Origin of the sequence: Spiroplasma endosymbiont of Agriotes lineatus (genome assembly GCF_964019485.1) — a bacterium.
Lineage (GTDB): Bacteria > Bacillota_I > Bacilli_A > Mycoplasmatales > Nriv7 > Nriv7.
Genome location: NZ_OZ026448.1, coordinates 17,645 through 36,350, shown reverse-complemented (window position 1 = coordinate 36,350; position 18,706 = coordinate 17,645). Strand labels below are relative to the sequence as shown.

The 18,706-nt window shown below is 25.4% G+C and carries 18 protein-coding genes, 1 tRNA gene and 3 pseudogenes; 10 read left to right on the top strand and 12 right to left on the bottom strand.

What is annotated here, in order from left to right:
* Positions 1-251: 251 nt before the first annotated feature.
* Positions 252-809 carry a ribosome recycling factor gene (gene frr / locus AACK93_RS00175; RefSeq protein ID WP_339024540.1) on the bottom strand — a complete coding sequence of 186 codons (558 nt, stop codon included), beginning with the start codon at positions 807-809 and terminating at the stop codon, positions 252-254.
* Between the two features lie 53 nt (positions 810-862).
* A complete protein-coding gene (pyrH, locus tag AACK93_RS00170; RefSeq protein ID WP_339024538.1) occupies positions 863-1,585 on the bottom strand; it encodes a UMP kinase in 723 nt (240 codons plus the stop codon).
* 1,344 nt (positions 1,586-2,929) lie between these two features.
* On the opposite strand from pyrH, the gene AACK93_RS00165 reads away from it, so the two are divergent.
* The 4 genes from AACK93_RS00165 (at position 2,930) to AACK93_RS00150 (ending at position 5,996) form a co-directional block, all read left to right on the top strand.
* Complete coding sequence (locus AACK93_RS00165) at positions 2,930-3,808, top strand: deoxyribonuclease IV (protein WP_339024537.1); 879 nt, start codon at positions 2,930-2,932, stop codon at positions 3,806-3,808.
* Between the two features lie 10 nt (positions 3,809-3,818).
* A complete protein-coding gene (locus AACK93_RS00160) occupies positions 3,819-4,268 on the top strand; it encodes a hypothetical protein (protein WP_339024535.1) in 450 nt (149 codons plus the stop codon).
* Between the two features lie 115 nt (positions 4,269-4,383).
* Positions 4,384-4,563, top strand: a complete 180-nt coding sequence (locus AACK93_RS00155) for a hypothetical protein (protein WP_339024534.1) — start codon at positions 4,384-4,386, stop codon at positions 4,561-4,563.
* Between the two features lie 344 nt (positions 4,564-4,907).
* On the top strand, positions 4,908-5,996 hold the full coding sequence (locus AACK93_RS00150; protein ID WP_339024533.1) for a nicotinate-nucleotide adenylyltransferase: 1,089 nt from the start codon (positions 4,908-4,910) through the stop codon (positions 5,994-5,996).
* Positions 5,997-6,374: 378 nt separating this feature from the next.
* Here AACK93_RS00150 and AACK93_RS00145 read toward each other — a convergent pair whose 3' ends face one another.
* From AACK93_RS00145 to AACK93_RS00110, 8 genes and pseudogenes are all read right to left on the bottom strand, one after another.
* On the bottom strand, positions 6,375-7,280 hold the full coding sequence (locus AACK93_RS00145) for an acetate/propionate family kinase (protein WP_339024531.1): 906 nt from the start codon (positions 7,278-7,280) through the stop codon (positions 6,375-6,377).
* Entirely contained in the window at positions 7,264-7,605 is a 342-nt protein-coding gene (locus tag AACK93_RS00140; RefSeq protein ID WP_339024530.1) for a hypothetical protein, read from the bottom strand. Before AACK93_RS00140 ends, AACK93_RS00145 begins: the two co-directional genes overlap by 17 nt.
* 100 nt (positions 7,606-7,705) lie before the next feature.
* A pseudogene (locus AACK93_RS00135) lies at positions 7,706-8,211 on the bottom strand (phosphate acyltransferase).
* A 686-nt stretch (positions 8,212-8,897) separates the two neighbouring features.
* Positions 8,898-10,122: pseudogene (locus AACK93_RS00130) on the bottom strand (IS256 family transposase).
* Between the two features lie 327 nt (positions 10,123-10,449).
* Complete coding sequence (locus tag AACK93_RS00125) at positions 10,450-10,593, bottom strand: hypothetical protein (RefSeq protein WP_339024529.1); 144 nt, start codon at positions 10,591-10,593, stop codon at positions 10,450-10,452.
* The gene (locus tag AACK93_RS00120; protein WP_339025431.1) at positions 10,559-10,831 is read right to left on the bottom strand and encodes a hypothetical protein; all 273 of its coding nucleotides are present in this window, start codon (positions 10,829-10,831) and stop codon (positions 10,559-10,561) included. Before AACK93_RS00120 ends, AACK93_RS00125 begins: the two co-directional genes overlap by 35 nt.
* Positions 10,832-11,104: 273 nt before the next feature.
* Positions 11,105-11,599, bottom strand: a complete 495-nt coding sequence (locus AACK93_RS00115; RefSeq protein ID WP_339024528.1) for a hypothetical protein — start codon at positions 11,597-11,599, stop codon at positions 11,105-11,107.
* A complete protein-coding gene (locus AACK93_RS00110) occupies positions 11,514-11,861 on the bottom strand; it encodes a hypothetical protein (RefSeq protein ID WP_339024527.1) in 348 nt (115 codons plus the stop codon). The genes AACK93_RS00115 and AACK93_RS00110 overlap by 86 nt, the downstream gene beginning before the upstream one ends.
* A 211-nt stretch (positions 11,862-12,072) precedes the next feature.
* Between AACK93_RS00110 and AACK93_RS00105 the strand changes: the two genes are divergently transcribed.
* The 3 genes from AACK93_RS00105 to AACK93_RS00095 all read left to right on the top strand — a co-directional run bounded on the left by AACK93_RS00105 (position 12,073) and on the right by AACK93_RS00095 (position 13,488).
* Positions 12,073-12,612 carry a UPF0236 family transposase-like protein gene (locus tag AACK93_RS00105; RefSeq protein WP_339024526.1) on the top strand — a complete coding sequence of 180 codons (540 nt, stop codon included), beginning with the start codon at positions 12,073-12,075 and terminating at the stop codon, positions 12,610-12,612.
* A 136-nt stretch (positions 12,613-12,748) separates the two neighbouring features.
* Positions 12,749-12,994 carry a hypothetical protein gene (locus tag AACK93_RS00100; RefSeq protein WP_339024392.1) on the top strand — a complete coding sequence of 82 codons (246 nt, stop codon included), beginning with the start codon at positions 12,749-12,751 and terminating at the stop codon, positions 12,992-12,994.
* Between the two features lie 209 nt (positions 12,995-13,203).
* Positions 13,204-13,488 (top strand): hypothetical protein, encoded by a 285-nt coding sequence (locus AACK93_RS00095; RefSeq protein WP_339024525.1) that lies wholly within the window; start codon positions 13,204-13,206, stop codon positions 13,486-13,488.
* Here the strand turns inward: AACK93_RS00095 and AACK93_RS00090 are convergent.
* Positions 13,450-14,561, bottom strand: a pseudogene (locus AACK93_RS00090) (IS3 family transposase). The gene AACK93_RS00095 and the pseudogene AACK93_RS00090 overlap by 39 nt on opposite strands.
* A gap of 412 nt (positions 14,562-14,973) precedes the next feature.
* On the opposite strand from AACK93_RS00090, the gene AACK93_RS00085 reads away from it, so the two are divergent.
* The 3 genes from AACK93_RS00085 to AACK93_RS00075 all read left to right on the top strand — a co-directional run bounded on the left by AACK93_RS00085 (position 14,974) and on the right by AACK93_RS00075 (position 17,231).
* Positions 14,974-16,281: a hemolysin family protein gene (locus tag AACK93_RS00085; RefSeq protein WP_339024524.1), complete on the top strand. Its 1,308-nt coding sequence runs from the start codon at positions 14,974-14,976 to the stop codon at positions 16,279-16,281.
* Between the two features lie 93 nt (positions 16,282-16,374).
* Positions 16,375-16,457 (top strand) — tRNA-Leu (locus AACK93_RS00080).
* A 24-nt stretch (positions 16,458-16,481) separates the two neighbouring features.
* The gene (locus AACK93_RS00075) at positions 16,482-17,231 is read left to right on the top strand and encodes an RNA methyltransferase (RefSeq protein WP_339024523.1); all 750 of its coding nucleotides are present in this window, start codon (positions 16,482-16,484) and stop codon (positions 17,229-17,231) included.
* Positions 17,232-17,800: 569 nt separating this feature from the next.
* On the opposite strand, the gene AACK93_RS00070 is transcribed toward AACK93_RS00075, so the two are convergent.
* A complete protein-coding gene (locus AACK93_RS00070; RefSeq protein WP_339024522.1) occupies positions 17,801-18,703 on the bottom strand; it encodes an ABC transporter ATP-binding protein in 903 nt (300 codons plus the stop codon).
* Positions 18,704-18,706 lie beyond the last annotated feature (3 nt).

The window sequence follows — 18,706 nt, the reverse complement described above, 5'->3', positions numbered from 1 at the left end:
CAATCGTGCTTTTTGGCATTTCGTTGCTTGCTTTAATTCTCTTAACTTTAGTAGCAACAATGCTCTTATCAAAATTAAAGATTTCGGAAGAACAATGCGATGTAGTTATTGAGAGATTGCTGCCTTCGCTCTAATTCTGATTTTCCTATTTTTTCCCGCATTATATTAAAATTTATATTACTGTAAAAAATATGCTCGTAAATAACTTTAAAAAACAAAACTCTCCTTTATCTAGGAGAGTTTTGTTTCCATTAAATCGTCATTAATTCTTTTTCTTTTTTTAAAGCAATAACATCAACCTTAGCAATATGCTTATCAGTTAATTTTTGAATATCTTCTTGATAAGATTTAACATCATCTAAAGGCAATTTAGATTTTTTAATAATTTCATTAATATCTCGTCTTAAATTACGAATCCGAACTCGCATTTCTTCAGCAATCTTTTTTACTTGCCGAACAAATTCTTTGCGTTTTTCTTCAGTTAACTGAGGAATATTCATCCTAATATAATCACCTTGGTCTTGCAATGAAACTTGCAAATTAGCTTTAGTAATCGCGGCAATAACTTGTTTAATAATACTTCGATCATAAGGTTTAATAACAAGTTGCCGCCCTTCAACAACCGTAATTGAAGCAACTTGATTAACTGAAGTTAAACTACCATAATAGTCTACCAAAACAGAAGCAAGAATTAAAGGATTAGCTCTTCCCGCACGAATCTTATTTAATTCATATCGCAAATTTTCTAAAACCTTTTTCATTTCTTCTTTTGTCTGTTCAATCTCTAATTGTAATTCCTCAATTAACATTAATTATTATCCTTATCTTTATTACTTTAATTTAATACTATTTCTTAAAAACTTTAACTATTGCTACTACTAATAATAGTAATTTTAGTATTTTCCTGTAAGGCTTTAACAATATTATCTGGTTCATTAATATCAAACACAATAATCTTTAAATTAGCTTCCATACTCATTGTAATTGCTGTTAAATCCATTACTCGTAATTGTTTTTGCGTTATATCCTCATAAGTTAAAAACTTATAATAAATAGCAGTATTATCAATTTTTGGATCAGCACTATAAACACCATCTACACCATTTTTAGCCATTAATAAGACATCGGCTTTAATTTCCGCTGCTCGTAATGCCGCTGCAGTATCAGTTGTAAAATAAGGATATCCTGTTCCTGCTGCCAAAATAACAACGCAACCTTTGGCTAATCGTGACATACATTTTTTAAAATAATAAGGTTCACAAATTTTATTCATTTCAATTGATGACTGAATAATTACTTTATCAAAGCTTTGATTTTTAAATTCAGCTTCTAAAGCTAAAGCATTCATTACCGTGGCTAACATCCCCATATAATCAGCATTAACCTTATCTAAACCAACGATTTTAGCATTAACTCCTCTTCAAATGTTACCACCACCAACAACAACAGCAATTTCAATTCCTTCTTGCGATAAATTAATAATTTGTTTAACAATATTTTTCATTCGTTGTGGATCATAAATGCTAACCCCGCCTAAAGCTTCACCACTAATTTTTAATAAACATCGCTTATATTTAAATTTCATTATTCACACCTACTTCTTTTCTCAATATATATTTTATGCGAGATTTTTTTAAATAAAAAGAAAAACTTTAATTGATTGCGTTTAGTTTTCTTAGACATTGTTTTAAAGAAGTAAAACAATCAGCTAATTATACTAAACTAACCCCGCCTTTCTTGTTATTATCATTTTTATTCGTTATCATTCTATCATATTATTAAATTTTTACACAATAAAAATTAATCGGTCGCGTTTAATCTTCTTGGGTATTTTTTAAAAAAAGAAAAAATAACTATTTACTATAAATTATTTCAATATGCAAATTAAGTATATATTTCTTATGTATGATTTTTGTTGTAAAAACTTATTTTAATGTTTTTTTATAAGTATTTTGTTTAGTTTTTATAACCTTTTATTGAGATTTTGTTTGTTAATATTAAATATTTTGTTTTATTACTTATTTTTTAAATAAAATGATAATTAAATTGTGATTGTTTTTTTCAAAATTATTTAAATCTTTACCTACCTAACAAAACTTTATGTGTCCAATTATCTTTTTAGGGTAGTGCGATTTCACATTTAATGATAAAATTTGAGGATACAGAGTGAATTTAAGTTAATTACTTAGAGATACAGTTAATTGGACAGTCCCCGTTTTTTTACAGTTTAATTATTTTTTAATTCTGCTTTAAAAGATAGTATTTTTATTGGAGTAATAATTGTTTCATTAGCAATTTTAACATGAGTATTTGAGGCAATAAATTCTGTTTTATCAAACATTTTGTCATTTTTTATTTTAATTTTTAATCTTTTAAGCTCGTTTCATCCCTTGGAACCAATTTAATAGCGTGTATATTTTTAGGAAATCCACCCATTCATTTTTTTATTGCAAAACAAAACAAATTGCTATAGCTAATAGAATAGGGTGTTATCTATTAACTGGTAAACTTCTTTTGGTTATGGCGACCATCCACAATTTATCGTGTTTTAATACATATCAACATTATTAATTCACTTGTATTTAATTTTCAAAGAACAAATTTTTAACACCTTATAAAATAAAAAGACAATCATTGCTGACTGTCTTAATACTTATTAAAATATTTACCTACCTAACAAAACTTTATGCGTCCATTAATTTTATTGTGTAAAAATTCAATAATATGATAAAATGATGACGAATAAAAATGACAATAACAAGAAAAGTAGGATTAGTTTAGTAATTAAATAATATAATTAGCTGATTGTTTTACTTCTTTAAAACAATACCTAAGAAAACTAAACGCGCCCCTACTATTTTATGTAAGATAAGAAAATAATTTATAGTATAATTTGCATATAACTTAAAATATAAAGGTGAATATGTTGATGAAAAATAATTTAATATTAGGATGTCGTGTATCAATGAAAAGCCCCGATTATCTAATAGGAGCATTAAATGAAGCTATTAGTTATGGGGCTAATGCCATAATGTTTCATACGGGAGCACCACAAAATACAGAAAGAAAACCCTTAGACCAGTTAAAAATTTCTGAATTTAAACATGGATTAGAAAAACATAATTTAAATATTAATAATGTTATTATTCATGCACCTTATATTATTAATTTAGCTAATAGTATTAATCCTAATACTTATATGCTAGCTAAGGAGTTTTTAAAAACAGAAGTCAATCGTTCTCTAGCGATTGGTGCTAAATATATTGTATTACATCCTGGAAGTAGTGTTGGTGCTGATGCTAGCATTGGTTTACAATATATTATTGATGGTTTAAATGAAGTATTGGAACCTAACCAAAATATTAAAATTGCTTTAGAAACAATGTCAGGTAAAGGTAGTGAATTGGGAATTAATTTTTCGCAATTAAAAACAATTATTTTGGGTGTTAAATATTCACATTTAGTTGGTGTTTGTTGAGATACTTGTCATTTAAATGATGCAGGTTATGATTTAGTTAATAATTTAGAAGAAGTTATTGAAGAATTTGATAAGATAATTGGATTAGATAAATTATTTGTTATTCATCTTAATGATTCTAAAAATATTAAAGGTTCCCATAAAGACCGCCATGAGAATATTGGTTATGGTAATTTAGGATTTGATAGTTTGTGTAGTATTCTTTATCATCCTAAATTTTCTAATATAATTAAAATTTTAGAAACTCCTTGAAATAATTCTGAACCACCATATAAGGAAGAAATTATAATGCTTAAAAATAAACAATTTAATAATTTTTTAAATCGTTAAAATGATAACGATGGCATATTGTGGATGTGGTTCAGAATTACAATCTAATAATAATTTACAAGCTGGTTACATTTCAAAACTTCAAGATAATTCTCATTTTTATTGTTGGCGATGTTTTCGGATTAAACATTATAATGAATTAGTAAATATTAATAATCCTAATTATAACTATAATGATTTGTTTATGAAGATTAAAAATAATGATGGGGTAGTTTTTATTTCATTAACGTCATGGGCTGGGCTTTTCGGGAGTTTAATTTGAAAGTATCATTATCAATTAAAGAACTTAAGATTTTATATAATAATTAATAAAATTGATACCATAATGCAATATATTGCTTTTAATAAACTTAAAGATTGTGTTAGAAAACAAATAACATTAATTGGACTAGAACCAATTGATATTATTCTTGTTAGTACTACAAAAAATATTTTATTGATGAATTTGTTGAATTTTTAAAAAAACAACAAACTGATACTTATTGAATTGGAAAAAATAATGTTGGTAAAAGTTCATTAATTAATAAGGTGTTGTCATTACATTACAACAATACTTTTCTCGTAAATTATCATTAATGATTTATTTTCCTAATACAACAATGAATCTAATTGCTATTGCTTATCATGATTACTTATATTTTTATGATAATCCAGGATTTTTTAATAGTAATGAATTAAATTATTATTTAAATAATAATGTTTATCGTAATTTAAATTTTGAATCAAAAATTAAAAGTAAAACCTATCAATTATAATATGGACAAACAATTACTATTGTTGGATCATTTCAATTTTCATTTATTGAAGGGTTAGCGGCATCATTTCATTTTTATGGTTCTAATAAATTGGTTTTACATCGTAGTAAGATTGAAAATTATTCGCGAATTTGAAAGCAACAAATTTTAATTTTAAAACCAAATACCAAAATGATTAAACATCAAATTAAAATTTCTAAAAATAATGAAAAAAAATTAGCATTCAAATTTATGGTTATGGATGAATTCCATTTAAAGGCCGAAAGCAACAATTGAGGTTGTTGTTACCAGAAAATTATGATTATCAAATTATTAAACCAATAGTGTAGTCAGAAAGGAATAAGATGAAAATTATTATTTTTGGTGGGAGTTTTGATCCTATTCATAACCAACATAAAGAAATTATGCTTCAAGCTTATGAACAATTAAAAGCTGACATGCTTTTAATTGTTCCTGCATATTGTTCACCTTTAAAAAAACGACAATTAACTAGTTCAATTCATCGAATTAAAATGATTAATCTTGTCATTACTAAATACCCTTGAATGAAGTTAGAAACTTGTGAGTTAGATCGTCAAGGCATTTCGTATACGATTGATACGGTAATATCATTGCAAGAAAAATATGGTTTTAATCATCAATATTATATTATTATTGGTTCTGATCAAGCTAATAATTTGCATCGCTGAAATAATATTACGATTTTAAAAACTAAAGTTATTTTTATTATTGCTCAAAGAGAAAAATATCTTTTAGATGAAAAATTATTACAATCATATAACAAAGTTATTTTACAACCAATTTTTGTTAATGTTAATTCAACTAAAATTCGCCAAGGAATGATAACGGCAATTGATTCTAAAGTTTTAACATATATTAATGGTAATTTACTTTATATTTCTGATCGTTTGTTATTACATATGGATAAAACTCGTTACCTTCATTGTTTAAATGTTGGAAAAATGGCAAAACAATTAGCGAATCATTATCAAATTAATTGTTTAAAAGCTGAAATAGCGGGGGTTTATCACGATATAACCAAGCAATGAGAAAAGGATTGACATCAGCAATATTTACAACAGTATTTACCACAATTTTTAAGTGAACCCGTACCAGCTTGACATTCAAAAACGGGAGCATTATATTTAGAACATCACTTGGGTTTTAGTGATAAAGAAATTTTATTAGCGATTAGTAAACACACTACTGCTGCTGTTACAATGAGTAATTTAGATAAAATTATTTTTATTGCTGATAAAATTTCTTTTGAAAGAAATTATCCTCATATTGATAATTTACGAAAATTAGCATTTACTAAGCTTGATGAAGCTTTTAAAAAAATTTTTTATTATCATTATTTAGAAGTAATTAATAAAAATGGGATTGATAATATTGGTCAAGAAATTGAAAAAGTTTATAAAAAATTTTTTTAAATTATGATAGCTAATCATATAATTAATTGTAAGGAGAATAAGAATAGGCTTGGTATATACATAACCTTTAATTTTATCTGCCATTTTCATGAAAGTTTTATATTTTATGCCTATTAGACTATAAAATTCATTTTCGCCTTTGTATTTATCTAACATTTATTCTTCACCTAGGAAATAATATTATCAAAATAGTAGATAAAATTAAAGGTTATGTACCTGTACCAAGTCTAATGAAAAAAATTAGTCGTAGTTTTTTAGTTAAAGGTTTTTATACATTGGTTTTTGCAGTTGTTGGTACGATTGTTTTAATTTGAGATTTTATTGATTTATGGACGCATAAAAACTGATTAATTTCAGTTTTTTATAAGATATGTTAATTTAATTAATATTACTTAATAACCGATATGTTTCTTCACAAATCATTAATTCCTCATTAGTTCGAATCGCATAAATAGCCACCGAACTCAAATCATTAGATATTTGTAAATAATCATCATATGATTGGTTATTTTTAGCACGATTATAATCTAATATCATGATTTTAATACTTTTAATAATCATTTCTCGAATTAAAGCACTATTTTCACCAACACCAGCCGTAAAAACAATCGCATCAATCTTATTATCCAAATCATTTTGATACTGAGTAATATAATCAACAACTCTTTTAGCATATAATTGTAATGTAAATTGCGCTTGAATATTATCATCCTTAGCGGCCCGACTAACTTCTCTCGTATCAGAAGAAATTTGACTAATTCCCAATAAACCAGATTCATTATTTAGTTTATTAACAACACCAACAATATCTAAATTTAATTGTTCAGCAATATATTGATAAATCGCTGGATCAATATCACCACTACGAGAACCCATCATTAATCCTGCTAAGGGCGTGAATCCCATTGATGTATTATATAATTTTCCATTTTTAATTGCACAAATACTAGCACCATTTCCTAAATGGCAAACAATCGCATTAATATTACTAACCGGTTTATTAATAATCAAACTTAGTTTATTAATAATATAATGATAACTAATACCATGAAACCCATACCTTCGAACATTATAATCAGTATATCAACTATATGGTACGGGATAAATATAATTTATTTTCGGCATTATTGTATGAAATGTTGTATCAAAAACAGCAATATGAGGACACTTAGCAACCGCTTGAAATGCTTTTAAAACACTTAATCCCGCAGGATTATGTAATGGTGCCAACTTAATATTGTCAGCAATTATCTTTATAATCTCATCATTAACAAGAAAGAACACTTTCTTTTATTTTTTTACCACCATGAACAATGCGATGACCCGCAGCAATAATTTCATTAAAATTTTGAATCACATTTTGTGATTTTAAAAGTTCCAAAATTACCCCTGCTGCTACATTATAATTTGATAAAAGGCTATCACTAACAAACTCATTATTATTATATTTAATCGTTGTTTTACCATCAACAAAAATTCTTTCTGATAATCATAATCCCTTACAAATTGGATTAAATTCTTTATTTGTTGTTATTTCATATAACTGAAACTTAATTGAACTTGAACCAGCGTTAATAACTAAAATCTTTTTCTTTAAATTAGATAGCATCATTTTATTTCCTTTCATTAATATTTTAAATTAATCTTCAAGCTGTTAAAATCGCTGTTAAATAAATATTTTCCACTGTTGTGGCCCCCGTGACAAATCACTAACAACTTGATTTAAACCTAAAATCATTGGTCCAACAGCCATAATATTGCTCTAATCGTTCAGCAATTTTATAACCAATATTACCAGCATCTAAATTAGAAAATACAAAAATATCAGCGCTACCTTTCATCTTTAAATGAGGCATTTTTTCATCCGCACTTCTTCTAACAAAGCACTATCAAACTGCATCTCACCCTCAATTAAAGCATCTAAATTTTCTTTTTGTGATATCCTTTGTTGCTTCTTGAACTTTAATAACCGAATCACTAGTAGCACTACTAGTAGTAGTAGAAAAAGATAACATTGCCACTTCACTTGCGGCAATGTTATGCTCAATTTATGAGCTAAATTAATTGCTCTGATTTCGCAATACTTACTAATTGTTCAGTAGTTGGAAATATTTAAAGAAATATCAGTAAATACATACCGTTGATTATCTTTAACTAGCAAATTAGCACTCGATGCAATTGCTGTTTCTTTTGTTGTTTTAATAATTTGTAACACGTAACAACAACACCGGGACTAGAATATTTTTTGTTGCATACTCACCCCCCCCCCTAACAAATAATTAGAATTATTATTTTTTAAATTGCATTGTCGCAAAATAGTTAGTTGCTTGAACTAATTCTTGAAATTTTTGTAAAGTAATTTTATTTTTACGCATTGTAAACACCGTTTGGCTAATTCATTAGTCGAATTGTCATCAATCGCAATCTTTTTAATACCCGCCCCTGCTTCTACCCTTATGAATATCAATCTTATTTTCAAAACATAAAATTGGTTCAATAGACTTGGTACATAACCTTTAATTTTATCTACTATTTTGATAATATTATTTTTTAGGCGAAGCACAAATGTGGATGCATAAAGTTTTGTTAGGTAGGAAAAGATTTAAATAATTTTTAATGACAAGCAACAACAATTTAATTATCATTTTATTTAGAAAATAAATAATAAGACAAAATATTTAATATCAACAAACATAATTTTAATAAAAGGGGTTATAAAAACTAAGGAAAACGCTTATAAAAACAACATTAAAATAACTTTTTACAACAAAAATCATACATAAGAAATATATACTTAATTTGCATATTGAAATAATTTATAGTAAATGATTATTTTTTATTTTTCTAAAAATATCTAAGAAAACTAAACGGGATTGTATAATTAACTGTGTCTCTAAGTAATTAACTTAAATTCACTCTGTCCTCAAATTTTATCATTAAATGTGAAATTGCACTACCCCAATTTTGAATTGGCATCGTTCATTTCTTAACCATATTTTGAAATGCTAAATAAAATATTTTAAAAACTGATGCATCATTAGGAAAAATCTTTTTATTCTTAATTACTTTTCTTAGTTGACTATTAACAGACTCTATTGTATTAGTTGTATAAATAATTCTTCTAAATTCTTGAGGATATTCAAAAAAAATTATTAAATTATTTCAGTTATTTTTTCATGATTTAGTAATTTGTGAATACTTTTTATTTCATTTTTCAGAAAAATGATCTAAAGCAACTAACGCTATTTCTTCATTAATTGCTGTATAAATTGATTTTAAATCATTAGCTACAAGTTTGCGATCTTTGTCAGGAAAAAATTTTAAACTATTACGAATTTGATGAACAATGCATAATTGATGTTGTGTTTTTGGAAAAACAGCTTCTATTGCATCAGACATCCCAGTTAAATTATCACTACAAGCAACAAGAATATCTTGTAAGCCACAATTTTTCATTTCCGTAAGGGGATTATTAAGTCAAAATTTGGCTCCCCTCATTTTCGCTAATTCACATTCCTGAAATATCTTTTAAACCATCTAAATTAATTCCTAAGGCAAGATAAACTGCTTTATTTATTATTCGTTTATCTTGCTTTACTTTAACAACAATACAATCAAAATAAACAATCTGATAAATCTTCTCTAAAGGTTTGGTTTGTCACACTTTAACTTCTTCAATAACATCATCAGTTATTTGACTAATTAAACTTTCTGAAATTTCTGCTCCGTGATAGAATTCTTGCAATTGTGCTTTGATATCAGAAATTGTCATTCCTCTTGCATATAAAGAAATTACTTTTTGATCAAAGTTATCAAATTTTCTTTGTCTTTTTGGAATAATTACTGGTTCAAAAGTACTATTTCGATCTCGTGGCACATCAATTACGATTGAACCATTTTTATTAATAATGGTTTTTTGTGCGTTGCCATTTCTTTTATTATGATTCTTGTCAGTTTCAAGATGATCTTTAATTTCCATATTTAACATTCGTTCAGTTAATTTTTTGGTAAATTCCTGAAAAATAGTATTGCCTTTAAATAAATCTTGTGGATTATCAATATTTTCTAAAAAATAATCAACAACTTTATCAATTGCATCAGGCTCTTTTTTTATTTTTTTTGTCATTTTCTGTTCTCCTTCGTTTAAGTATAATTCAGAATGAATTATCGAGACACAGAATTTTGGACAGGCCCATGTTTTTTTTAAATTAACTCCGATTGAAAAACCAATTCCATCAACATCAAACAATAAATTATCTAACATTGCGATCGCCGGTATTGCAATAGGTTCAGTTACTGGTGTGGCAGTTGTGGTGCTTGGCAGTTGTTATTTGTATAAGTATATGAATAAGAAGAAGAAACAAAATTAATTAAAATTACTGGTTGGAATATTTTTCTTATTTTTACAAGTTATTAACAAATCGATTATTTGTAATAAATTTAATATTTTTTATTAAATTGAACGAAAATTAAAAATTGGCTTGGGGTTACTTTCGCTTGTTCTTGATATTATTGCTTTTCCATTAAAAGTTACACTATTATCTTCATTAATAATAATTTCACTAGGCAATAAACGATATTTTTGTAATATTTGCATTACCCTCTGTAATTGATAAGGTGATTGTTTGTTCTTCGTTATTATCGTCAATTATTTTAGCACTAATTGTTCCGTTAATTTTTTGTTTTAAATCTAAATTAGTTTTAATTGAAAGTAATCTGATTACATATTGGGCTGTAAGGCGTTGCTTTGGTTCCACTGATAACTCTTGTTCTGGTGAATGTAACAAATCACGATTTAAAATTAATTCTTGCTCTTGTTTATTTGTGTTTGATAAATTAAAATCCTGTGATAATGTATTTTTAATTTCAGAAGCTTTTTTATTTGAACTTGTAAAATCAATTAATTTATTTTCATCGTCAATATTTAAATTTCATCCTTTATCTATATTTTTTGAATTATTTATGTTTAATCCTGTTGTAATTTGAAATAAATATTTTGCCTTAGCTTCATAACTACATGATGGTATTTTAATTTTTTGTATATTTGAAGAGATATTAGGAAAATTAACTGGTTCAAAACAAACAGCTTTTTCATTGATTGATTTTAACTAATCTGAAGCACTGGTTACTTCAATCGTAGAAAACATTAAGTTATCAATATTAATATCTTTTATTTCTTTAAAAATTAAATTTTGTTTTCCGTCTCGAAACTTAAAAAATATTACTTTTTTAATCAACTTATTTAAATTAACTTTTTTATTTGGTTTATTATTTGTTTTATAATTAATTTTTATTTCATTAAAATATTTGTTACTATCTTTCTTTGTTTTAATTATAACTGAAATATTGTTTTTTTCTTTAATTTCTAATTGTGATATATCTAAATCAGAATTTAAATAATTTAATTCATTTAATATTGTCTTATCAGAATTATCATTAATTTTTCCTAAATTTGTATTTAAATAATATTCACTATATTCATATACATTGTTATCATGTGAACCAAAATACAGTTTATTATTGAAAATAATACCTGAAGATTCAACTCATCCATCTGCTGTAATAACAATTTTTTGTTGCCCTGTTGATTGTTGATGGATCATATTCATATACATTATGATCTATTGAACCAAAATAAAGTTTATTATTGAAAATAATACCACTAGATCTTATTGCCTTATTTGTTGTAATAACAATTTTTGTTATATCTATTCTATTATTTTCGTTATTACTTCGTTTTTGTCTTTTATAATTTATGCTTTCTAAATTAGTTTTTTGTTTTTGATAAGGACTATTGGCAACAATTCCCGCCATTACACTTCCGGCCATTGTTATTGTTCCTAAAATTTCTAGGAATTTTTTCATATTAATTAAACTCCTTTCGTGAATTTTTATTAATAAAAATTTATTAAAAAATCAACACCTTTCTCCAAATATTAGTTTGAAATCTCCCTACTTTGTAATTTTATTATATACCATCAAACAAAAATTTTTATTTTTTAGGTCATTAAATGTTAAAAATAATCAAACTAAATTAAATTTTATTAAAATTAATACTAAGAAAGATAATTTTTTTATGTTAGAAATTAATAATAATGTAAAAACCTCAGAAAAAAAGCATTGATTTAGTTTATTTACAATCCATAAAAATATGTACATCAATAAACGTGAACAATTAGCCAACGAATATGAAAAATTAGATGAGTACTTATATAAATATCATTATCGCTTAAAACAAGGTTATAAAGTGGTTAATTTTGCATCAAGAACAATTATTACAATTTTTGGTGAAGTTGTTTTTAAACGACGCCGATATAAATATTGAAATCAAAAATCAGGTAAATTTGAATATGTATGTTTACTAGATGAAGAAATTGGTTTATTGCCAAAACAACGCATTTATTTTGATGTCCAATTTAAAGTTTTAAGTCTTCTAGGTGATGGTAAACGCGATCGCGATATTTTAGATGCTCTAAATCATTGTTATATTTCAAAAACTAGTATTTCAAACATTTTAAATAAATACGATACGATATTGCCGAATATTTTCAACTTGCAGAAAAAGAAACTAAAACTAGAATTGATGTCAAAAATAAGGATTTATATATTCAACTAGATAAGACATTTTTAGCGACATTAGATCATAAAGTTAAACATAACCAGGGGGTTCGTTTAGTTACTTTTCATACCGGACATAAAAAAAATACAAAAATGCTCGTAGAGAATTAGAAAACAAACGAGGTCATTTTCTAATGTTAAAAGTTGGTAAACGAATAAATACGATGGATTATCGTGATTTATTGATTAAAGAATTGCAAAAACATTATGTAAATATTAATTATGACAAAATAATTGTTTGTGGTGATGGTGATGCTTGAATTAGAGAAATTGCCAATAGTTTTGGTAATGTTAGATATATTTTAGATGGTTATCGCGCTATTAAAAAATTACAGCAAACGGCATTAATATTATTTTTGAAAATCGCAAAGCAACACTAAATAATTGAATTGAATTATATAAGGATGGAAATCATCAAGAATTAATCAAAACCATTCGTAATGATGCTAAAAATGAATTAAATAAAGATATTAAAACAAATTTAAGAAAGGCGAGTAATTATTTCAGTAATAATAAGCAAGGTATTGGTATTCATCATCAAAATTTAGAATGAAATATTGGTTGTAGCATTGAAAGTGATGTGTCACATTTGGTAAAACAACAATTAGGATGTGGGGCGAGAATATATAATCATAAGAATTTAAACAACTTATTACATTTAAGAATGGCAAATTTAAACAAATTAAATGTATTACATTACATTAATGAAAATATTAATTCAGAAATAGAAATCAAAAAAGAAATATATAAAAATTCATTATGAAATAAATATAATAATAAAAATGATGATAGTTGAATTAATTATGTGGATTGGCAACCCTTTTTAGGACAATTTTTATATAGACATTTGTTTTCTAAAAGTAACTGGAGATAAATAATTTAAACTGCCATGTATTCTAAGATTATTGTATCAATTAATGTAATCAAATAATTCAAGTTCTAATTGTGCAAGATCATTGAATTTTCTACCATTAATAAAATTCTGTTTTAAAAACTTTATAAGTTGCTTCAGCAACTGCATTATCATATGGACAACCCTTCGCACTCAATGATCTTTGAATTTTAAATGTAGATAATAATTGATCAATTATATTATTTTTAAACTCATTACCTCGGTCGGTATGAAATATTTCAATTTTTGATAATGGTCTAGTAATTCGCATAATAGCTTGATAAACCAACTCCGTATTTTTATTTGGTCCGCAACTATAACCAACAATCTCGCGATTATACAAATCAATTAGGAGACACACATAAAATCATTTAAAACCCACTTTATATAAGTTAAGTCACTAACGATGGTTTCATTTATTTTTCTATTATTAAAGTCTCGGTTTACAATGTTATTTACTGGATCATTATTTACTTGAATATTTTTGCATTTAAGTCTTGTTTTTGTGTACTTTGATATCAAATTATTGTTTTTTATAATATTTCTAATTTTGTGTCTAGATAGGTTAATACTTTTATGAGCTAATACTACTTTGATTTTTCGAGCTCCATAGACTTGGCGGCTTGCGTTAAATGCACTGATAATTTCTTGATTATAATTATTCACTATTTTCCTTGTGTATTTATTAATTTGATAATAGTAATTGAATTTTGAAATATTTAATAATTTACACATTTTTCTTATCGAATATTTTTTCTTATTGCTATTAATTATTGTTATTTTTTGGCCATTATCAGTGCGGCTTGCTTTAAAATGTCATTTTCCATTTTCAAGTCTTTAAGTTCTTTTCGTAAAATTATTATTTCATTTTCTTCTAGTGTGCGATTGTCTTTTGCTTTAAATGAACCAGAATTATTATAATTTTTAACTCAACTATAAATAGTTGGTTTTGGTAAATTATATTCTTTCCCTAAATTAATAATACTTTTGCCATTTTTGTATAGCATGACAATTTGTTTTTTAAATTCTTCATAGTATGAGGTTTTATTTTCCATTTTTATATTCCTTCTTTCTTAATAATTTCGAAGTCTATATAATTATGGTCCAACTTATTGTAGCCTATCCAATAAAGGGTAATGCTGTAACAAATAAATATAATAGATTTAAGTAAGTAAAAATATAAAATTAATATATATTTAATGAAAATTTAATAATATTAATAATTTATTGTGTAAAAATTCAATAATATGATAGAATAACAATGAATAAAAATGACAATAACAAGAAGGCCAATGTTAGTTTAGTACTTAAATAATATAATTAGTTGATTGTTTTACTTCTTCAAAGCAATACCTAAGAAAACTAAATGTGGCCATATGTAAACAATTAGTTAATATCAATTGATTTTTATGTTATAATTGCAATCTATATTTAAAGAAGCTATCTTTTAGGAGGAATTAATAACTAGTGGAAGTTGATGATTGGTTCATTTTTAATATGAGTTGACAAATTACATTATCTTGGTTAGTACCAACAATATTTATTTTATTATTTTTAAGTGCTTTTTTTTCAGCAATGGAAACGGCATTGACTTCAATTAATATTATTAGAATTAAAAATTTAGCAAAAACTAATAAAAGGCACGCAAAAAAAGCTAAAAAAGTATATCTTTTAGTTAAAGATTATAGTATTACGATTACAACGCTTTTAATTGCTAATAATTTAGTTAACATTGCTTTAGCGACATTTGTTACTTTCTTTTTTGATAATCAATTGGGTTTACCAACACATTGATCGTTAATAATATCAACAATGTTTTCTTTAGTGATTGTATTGTTATTTGGAGAAATTATTCCTAAAAATATTGCACGATTAATTCCTGAAAAGTTAACTATTAGTTGTTCTTGAGTAATCGTTGTGATAAGGTGGTTTTTTTATCCATTAGCTTATATGTTTTCAAAAATTAAATTAAAATCAGAGCATCCTTCAACAACAGAAAGAGAACTATTAGAACTTGTAAAAACTATTGAAAATGAAGGTGTTTTAGAAAAACAAGAACGCCATTTAATTACTTCAGCAATTATGTTTGATGAAAAAACTGTTAAAACGGCGATGCAACCAAGAAATAAAACATTAACAATTAATTACAATAGCTCTATTAGTGATATTAAGACTTTATATCGGCAAAAGAAGTTTACTAGAGTACCAGTAATAAATCCTAATACTAAAGTTGTTAAGGGAATTCTTAATGTTAAAGATATTGTTATTAATAATACCCTTGGTGATGAATCATTAACGATACCACCGCTTTTATTAAAACCATTATTTTTGTCTAAAAATACCAAATTAAGTGTTGCCTTAGAAAAAATGCAAAAGAATAAGATGCATTTAGCAATTGTAACAAGCAGTAAAACTAAAAAAGATTTTATTGGCATTATTACAATGGAGGATTTAATTGAAGAATTAGTTGGTGAAATTTATGATGAGCATGATACAACAGGAAAAATTTATGAAATTGGGCATTATAAATTTCAAGTAGTAGGAACAATTAAGTTAAAAAAGTTATTTCAAACTTTAAATGAATCAATACCAGTAACAAATGCCAAGACATTAAATGAATGATATCGTGAAATTAGCGGTGAAACAAAAATTACTAAGAAAAGTTCAGAATTTCAATATAATAACTATATTTTCCGAATTATTAAAGTAAGAAATTCTTATGCTTCGTTTGAAATTGAAGTATTAACAAATAATAAAACTGAAAATTGAGAATAATTAATTGGTCGCTTGTTATTAATAAAAACGGGCAACTTTATTCTGGATAATATTTGATTTTTTACTAAAATACTATATAATTAAAAAAATAAGGCCCAAGTGGTGGAATGGTAGACACAATGGTCTCAAAAACCATCAGTTAATCTGTATCGGTTCAAGTCCGATCTTGGGCACCATTAATTTTAGAAAGCATTTTTAATGTGAAAATAATTAATTCAATAAATAATTTCTTAATTAAAGATTTAGTCAAGTTAAAAGAGAGCAAGTATCGTAAAGAAAAGGAACAGTTTCTTATTGAAGGGTTTCACTTAATTGAAGAGGCCAAGAAACAAAATAAGTTATTAATGATTTTAGCAACACAAGATATTGCTAATAAAATTGAAGATTTTATTAATATAATTACTGTTAATGAGCAAATTATTAAAAAAATATCTGCAACTGTTAGTCCTCAACCAATTATTGGTGTTTGTAGTTTTTTAGATTATAGTTATGAAGTTGATAAAAATTTAGTTGTCATGTTAGACAAAATTCAAGATCCAACTAATTTGGGAAATATCGTTCGTAGTTGTGTTGCCTTTGGTGTGCAAACATTATATATTAGTAATGATAGTGTTGATATTTATAATGATAAAGTAATTCGGACCTCAATGGGGGCGATATTTCATCTAAATATTATTAAAACTAATTTGGAACTTGTTATTGCTAGTGTAAAAGATAAAGGTTTTAAAGTTTATGGTACAGTATTTAAAGAAGCTAATAATCGTTTGCGAGATGTAAATTTTAATAATCAAGTGGCATTATTATTTGGTAATGAGGGCAAAGGAATAAATTCTCATTTATGACCATTGATTGATGATAATTTTTATATTCCAACATCAAACGGGGTGGAATCTTTGAATGTCGCTAATGCTTTAACTATTAGTCTTTATGAAATAATGAATCAAAATTAATGTAACTTTTTTAGTTACATTTTTTATGTCTTAGAGAGGAATTTATTAAATAAAAATGGTTAAGAATACAGAACATTATTATTGCTACCATGATATATAAATCAAATGCTTAATTAAAAAATTAAAAATCTTAAAAAGATAAATTAATAATAATTAAATTTTATTATGTAAAAATGGTAAGAAAAAGAATTGGACGCATAAAGTTTTGTTAGGTAAGAAAAGGTTTAAATAATTTTTAATGAGAAGCAACGACAATTTAATTATCATTTTATTTAGAAAATAAATAATAAGATAAAATATTTAATATCAACAAACATAATCTCAATAAAAGGTTATAAAAACCAAGGAAAACGCTTATAAAAACAACATTAAAATAAGTTTTTACAACAAAAATCATACATAAAAAATATATACTTAATTTGAATATTAAAATAATTTATAGTAAATGATTATTTTTTATTTTTTTAAAAAATACCTAAGAAAACTAAACGCGGCCTACCAAGTCTATTGTTTTTTCACTCCTTGAATATAATATCCTTATCAGTAACTGTTTTATTAATACAATTTTATTAAGCTCATTTTATATCTTTAGGTTTTTTAGGGTCTTTATTAACTTTTAATTTATCAATAATACCATTTCTCACATGAATAACAATATCTGCTAACTGAGCAATATTAGGATTATGAGTAACAGTAACAATTGTTGTTTTTTCTTTTTTATTAATATCTAACAAAATTTCTAAAACTTTTCGCCCCATTTCTTCATCCAAAGCCCCTGTTGGTTCATCACAAAACAAAATTGAAGGATTTTTGGCGATTGCTCTTGCAATTGAAACTCTTTGCTGTTGCCCTCCAGATAATTGTGAAGGTTTTTTATCCATTTCTGCTGACATGCCAATTGATGCAAAAATTTCTTCCAATGTCATGACGCGTTTTTTATTCTTAGCTAAGTTTTCACCAACTTCAGCATTTTCTTTAGCACTTAAAGTATCTAATAAATTATAATTTTGAAAAACAAACCCAACATAATTACAACGAAAATCAGTTAAATGACGATTTTTTAACAATGTTAAGTTATGACCATCAACAAAAACGTCACCAGTTGAAGCTTTATCCAAACCAGAAATAATATTTAATAATGTTGTTTTTCCACTACCGCTAGGTCCTAAAATAACAACAAATTCAGCACGACTAATTTTTAAATCAATCCCTTTTAAAACTTTATATTCAATCTCTCCCATTAAATAAGATTTTTCTACATTATGCAATTCAATAATAAATTTCTTTAAATCAGGTTTATAACCTAAGGTAGAAATAATTTCACCTTTTAAAATTCTTTTGGAACAAGCCTTAGTCATTTTCTTTTGTAACTTTAAATTTTCTTTAATCGTCGTTGAAAGTGCTTTATTATTTTCTAATGAAATAATACTCTTATCATTTTCAGATTTTTTTGAAAATCGCTTTTTTGCCATTAC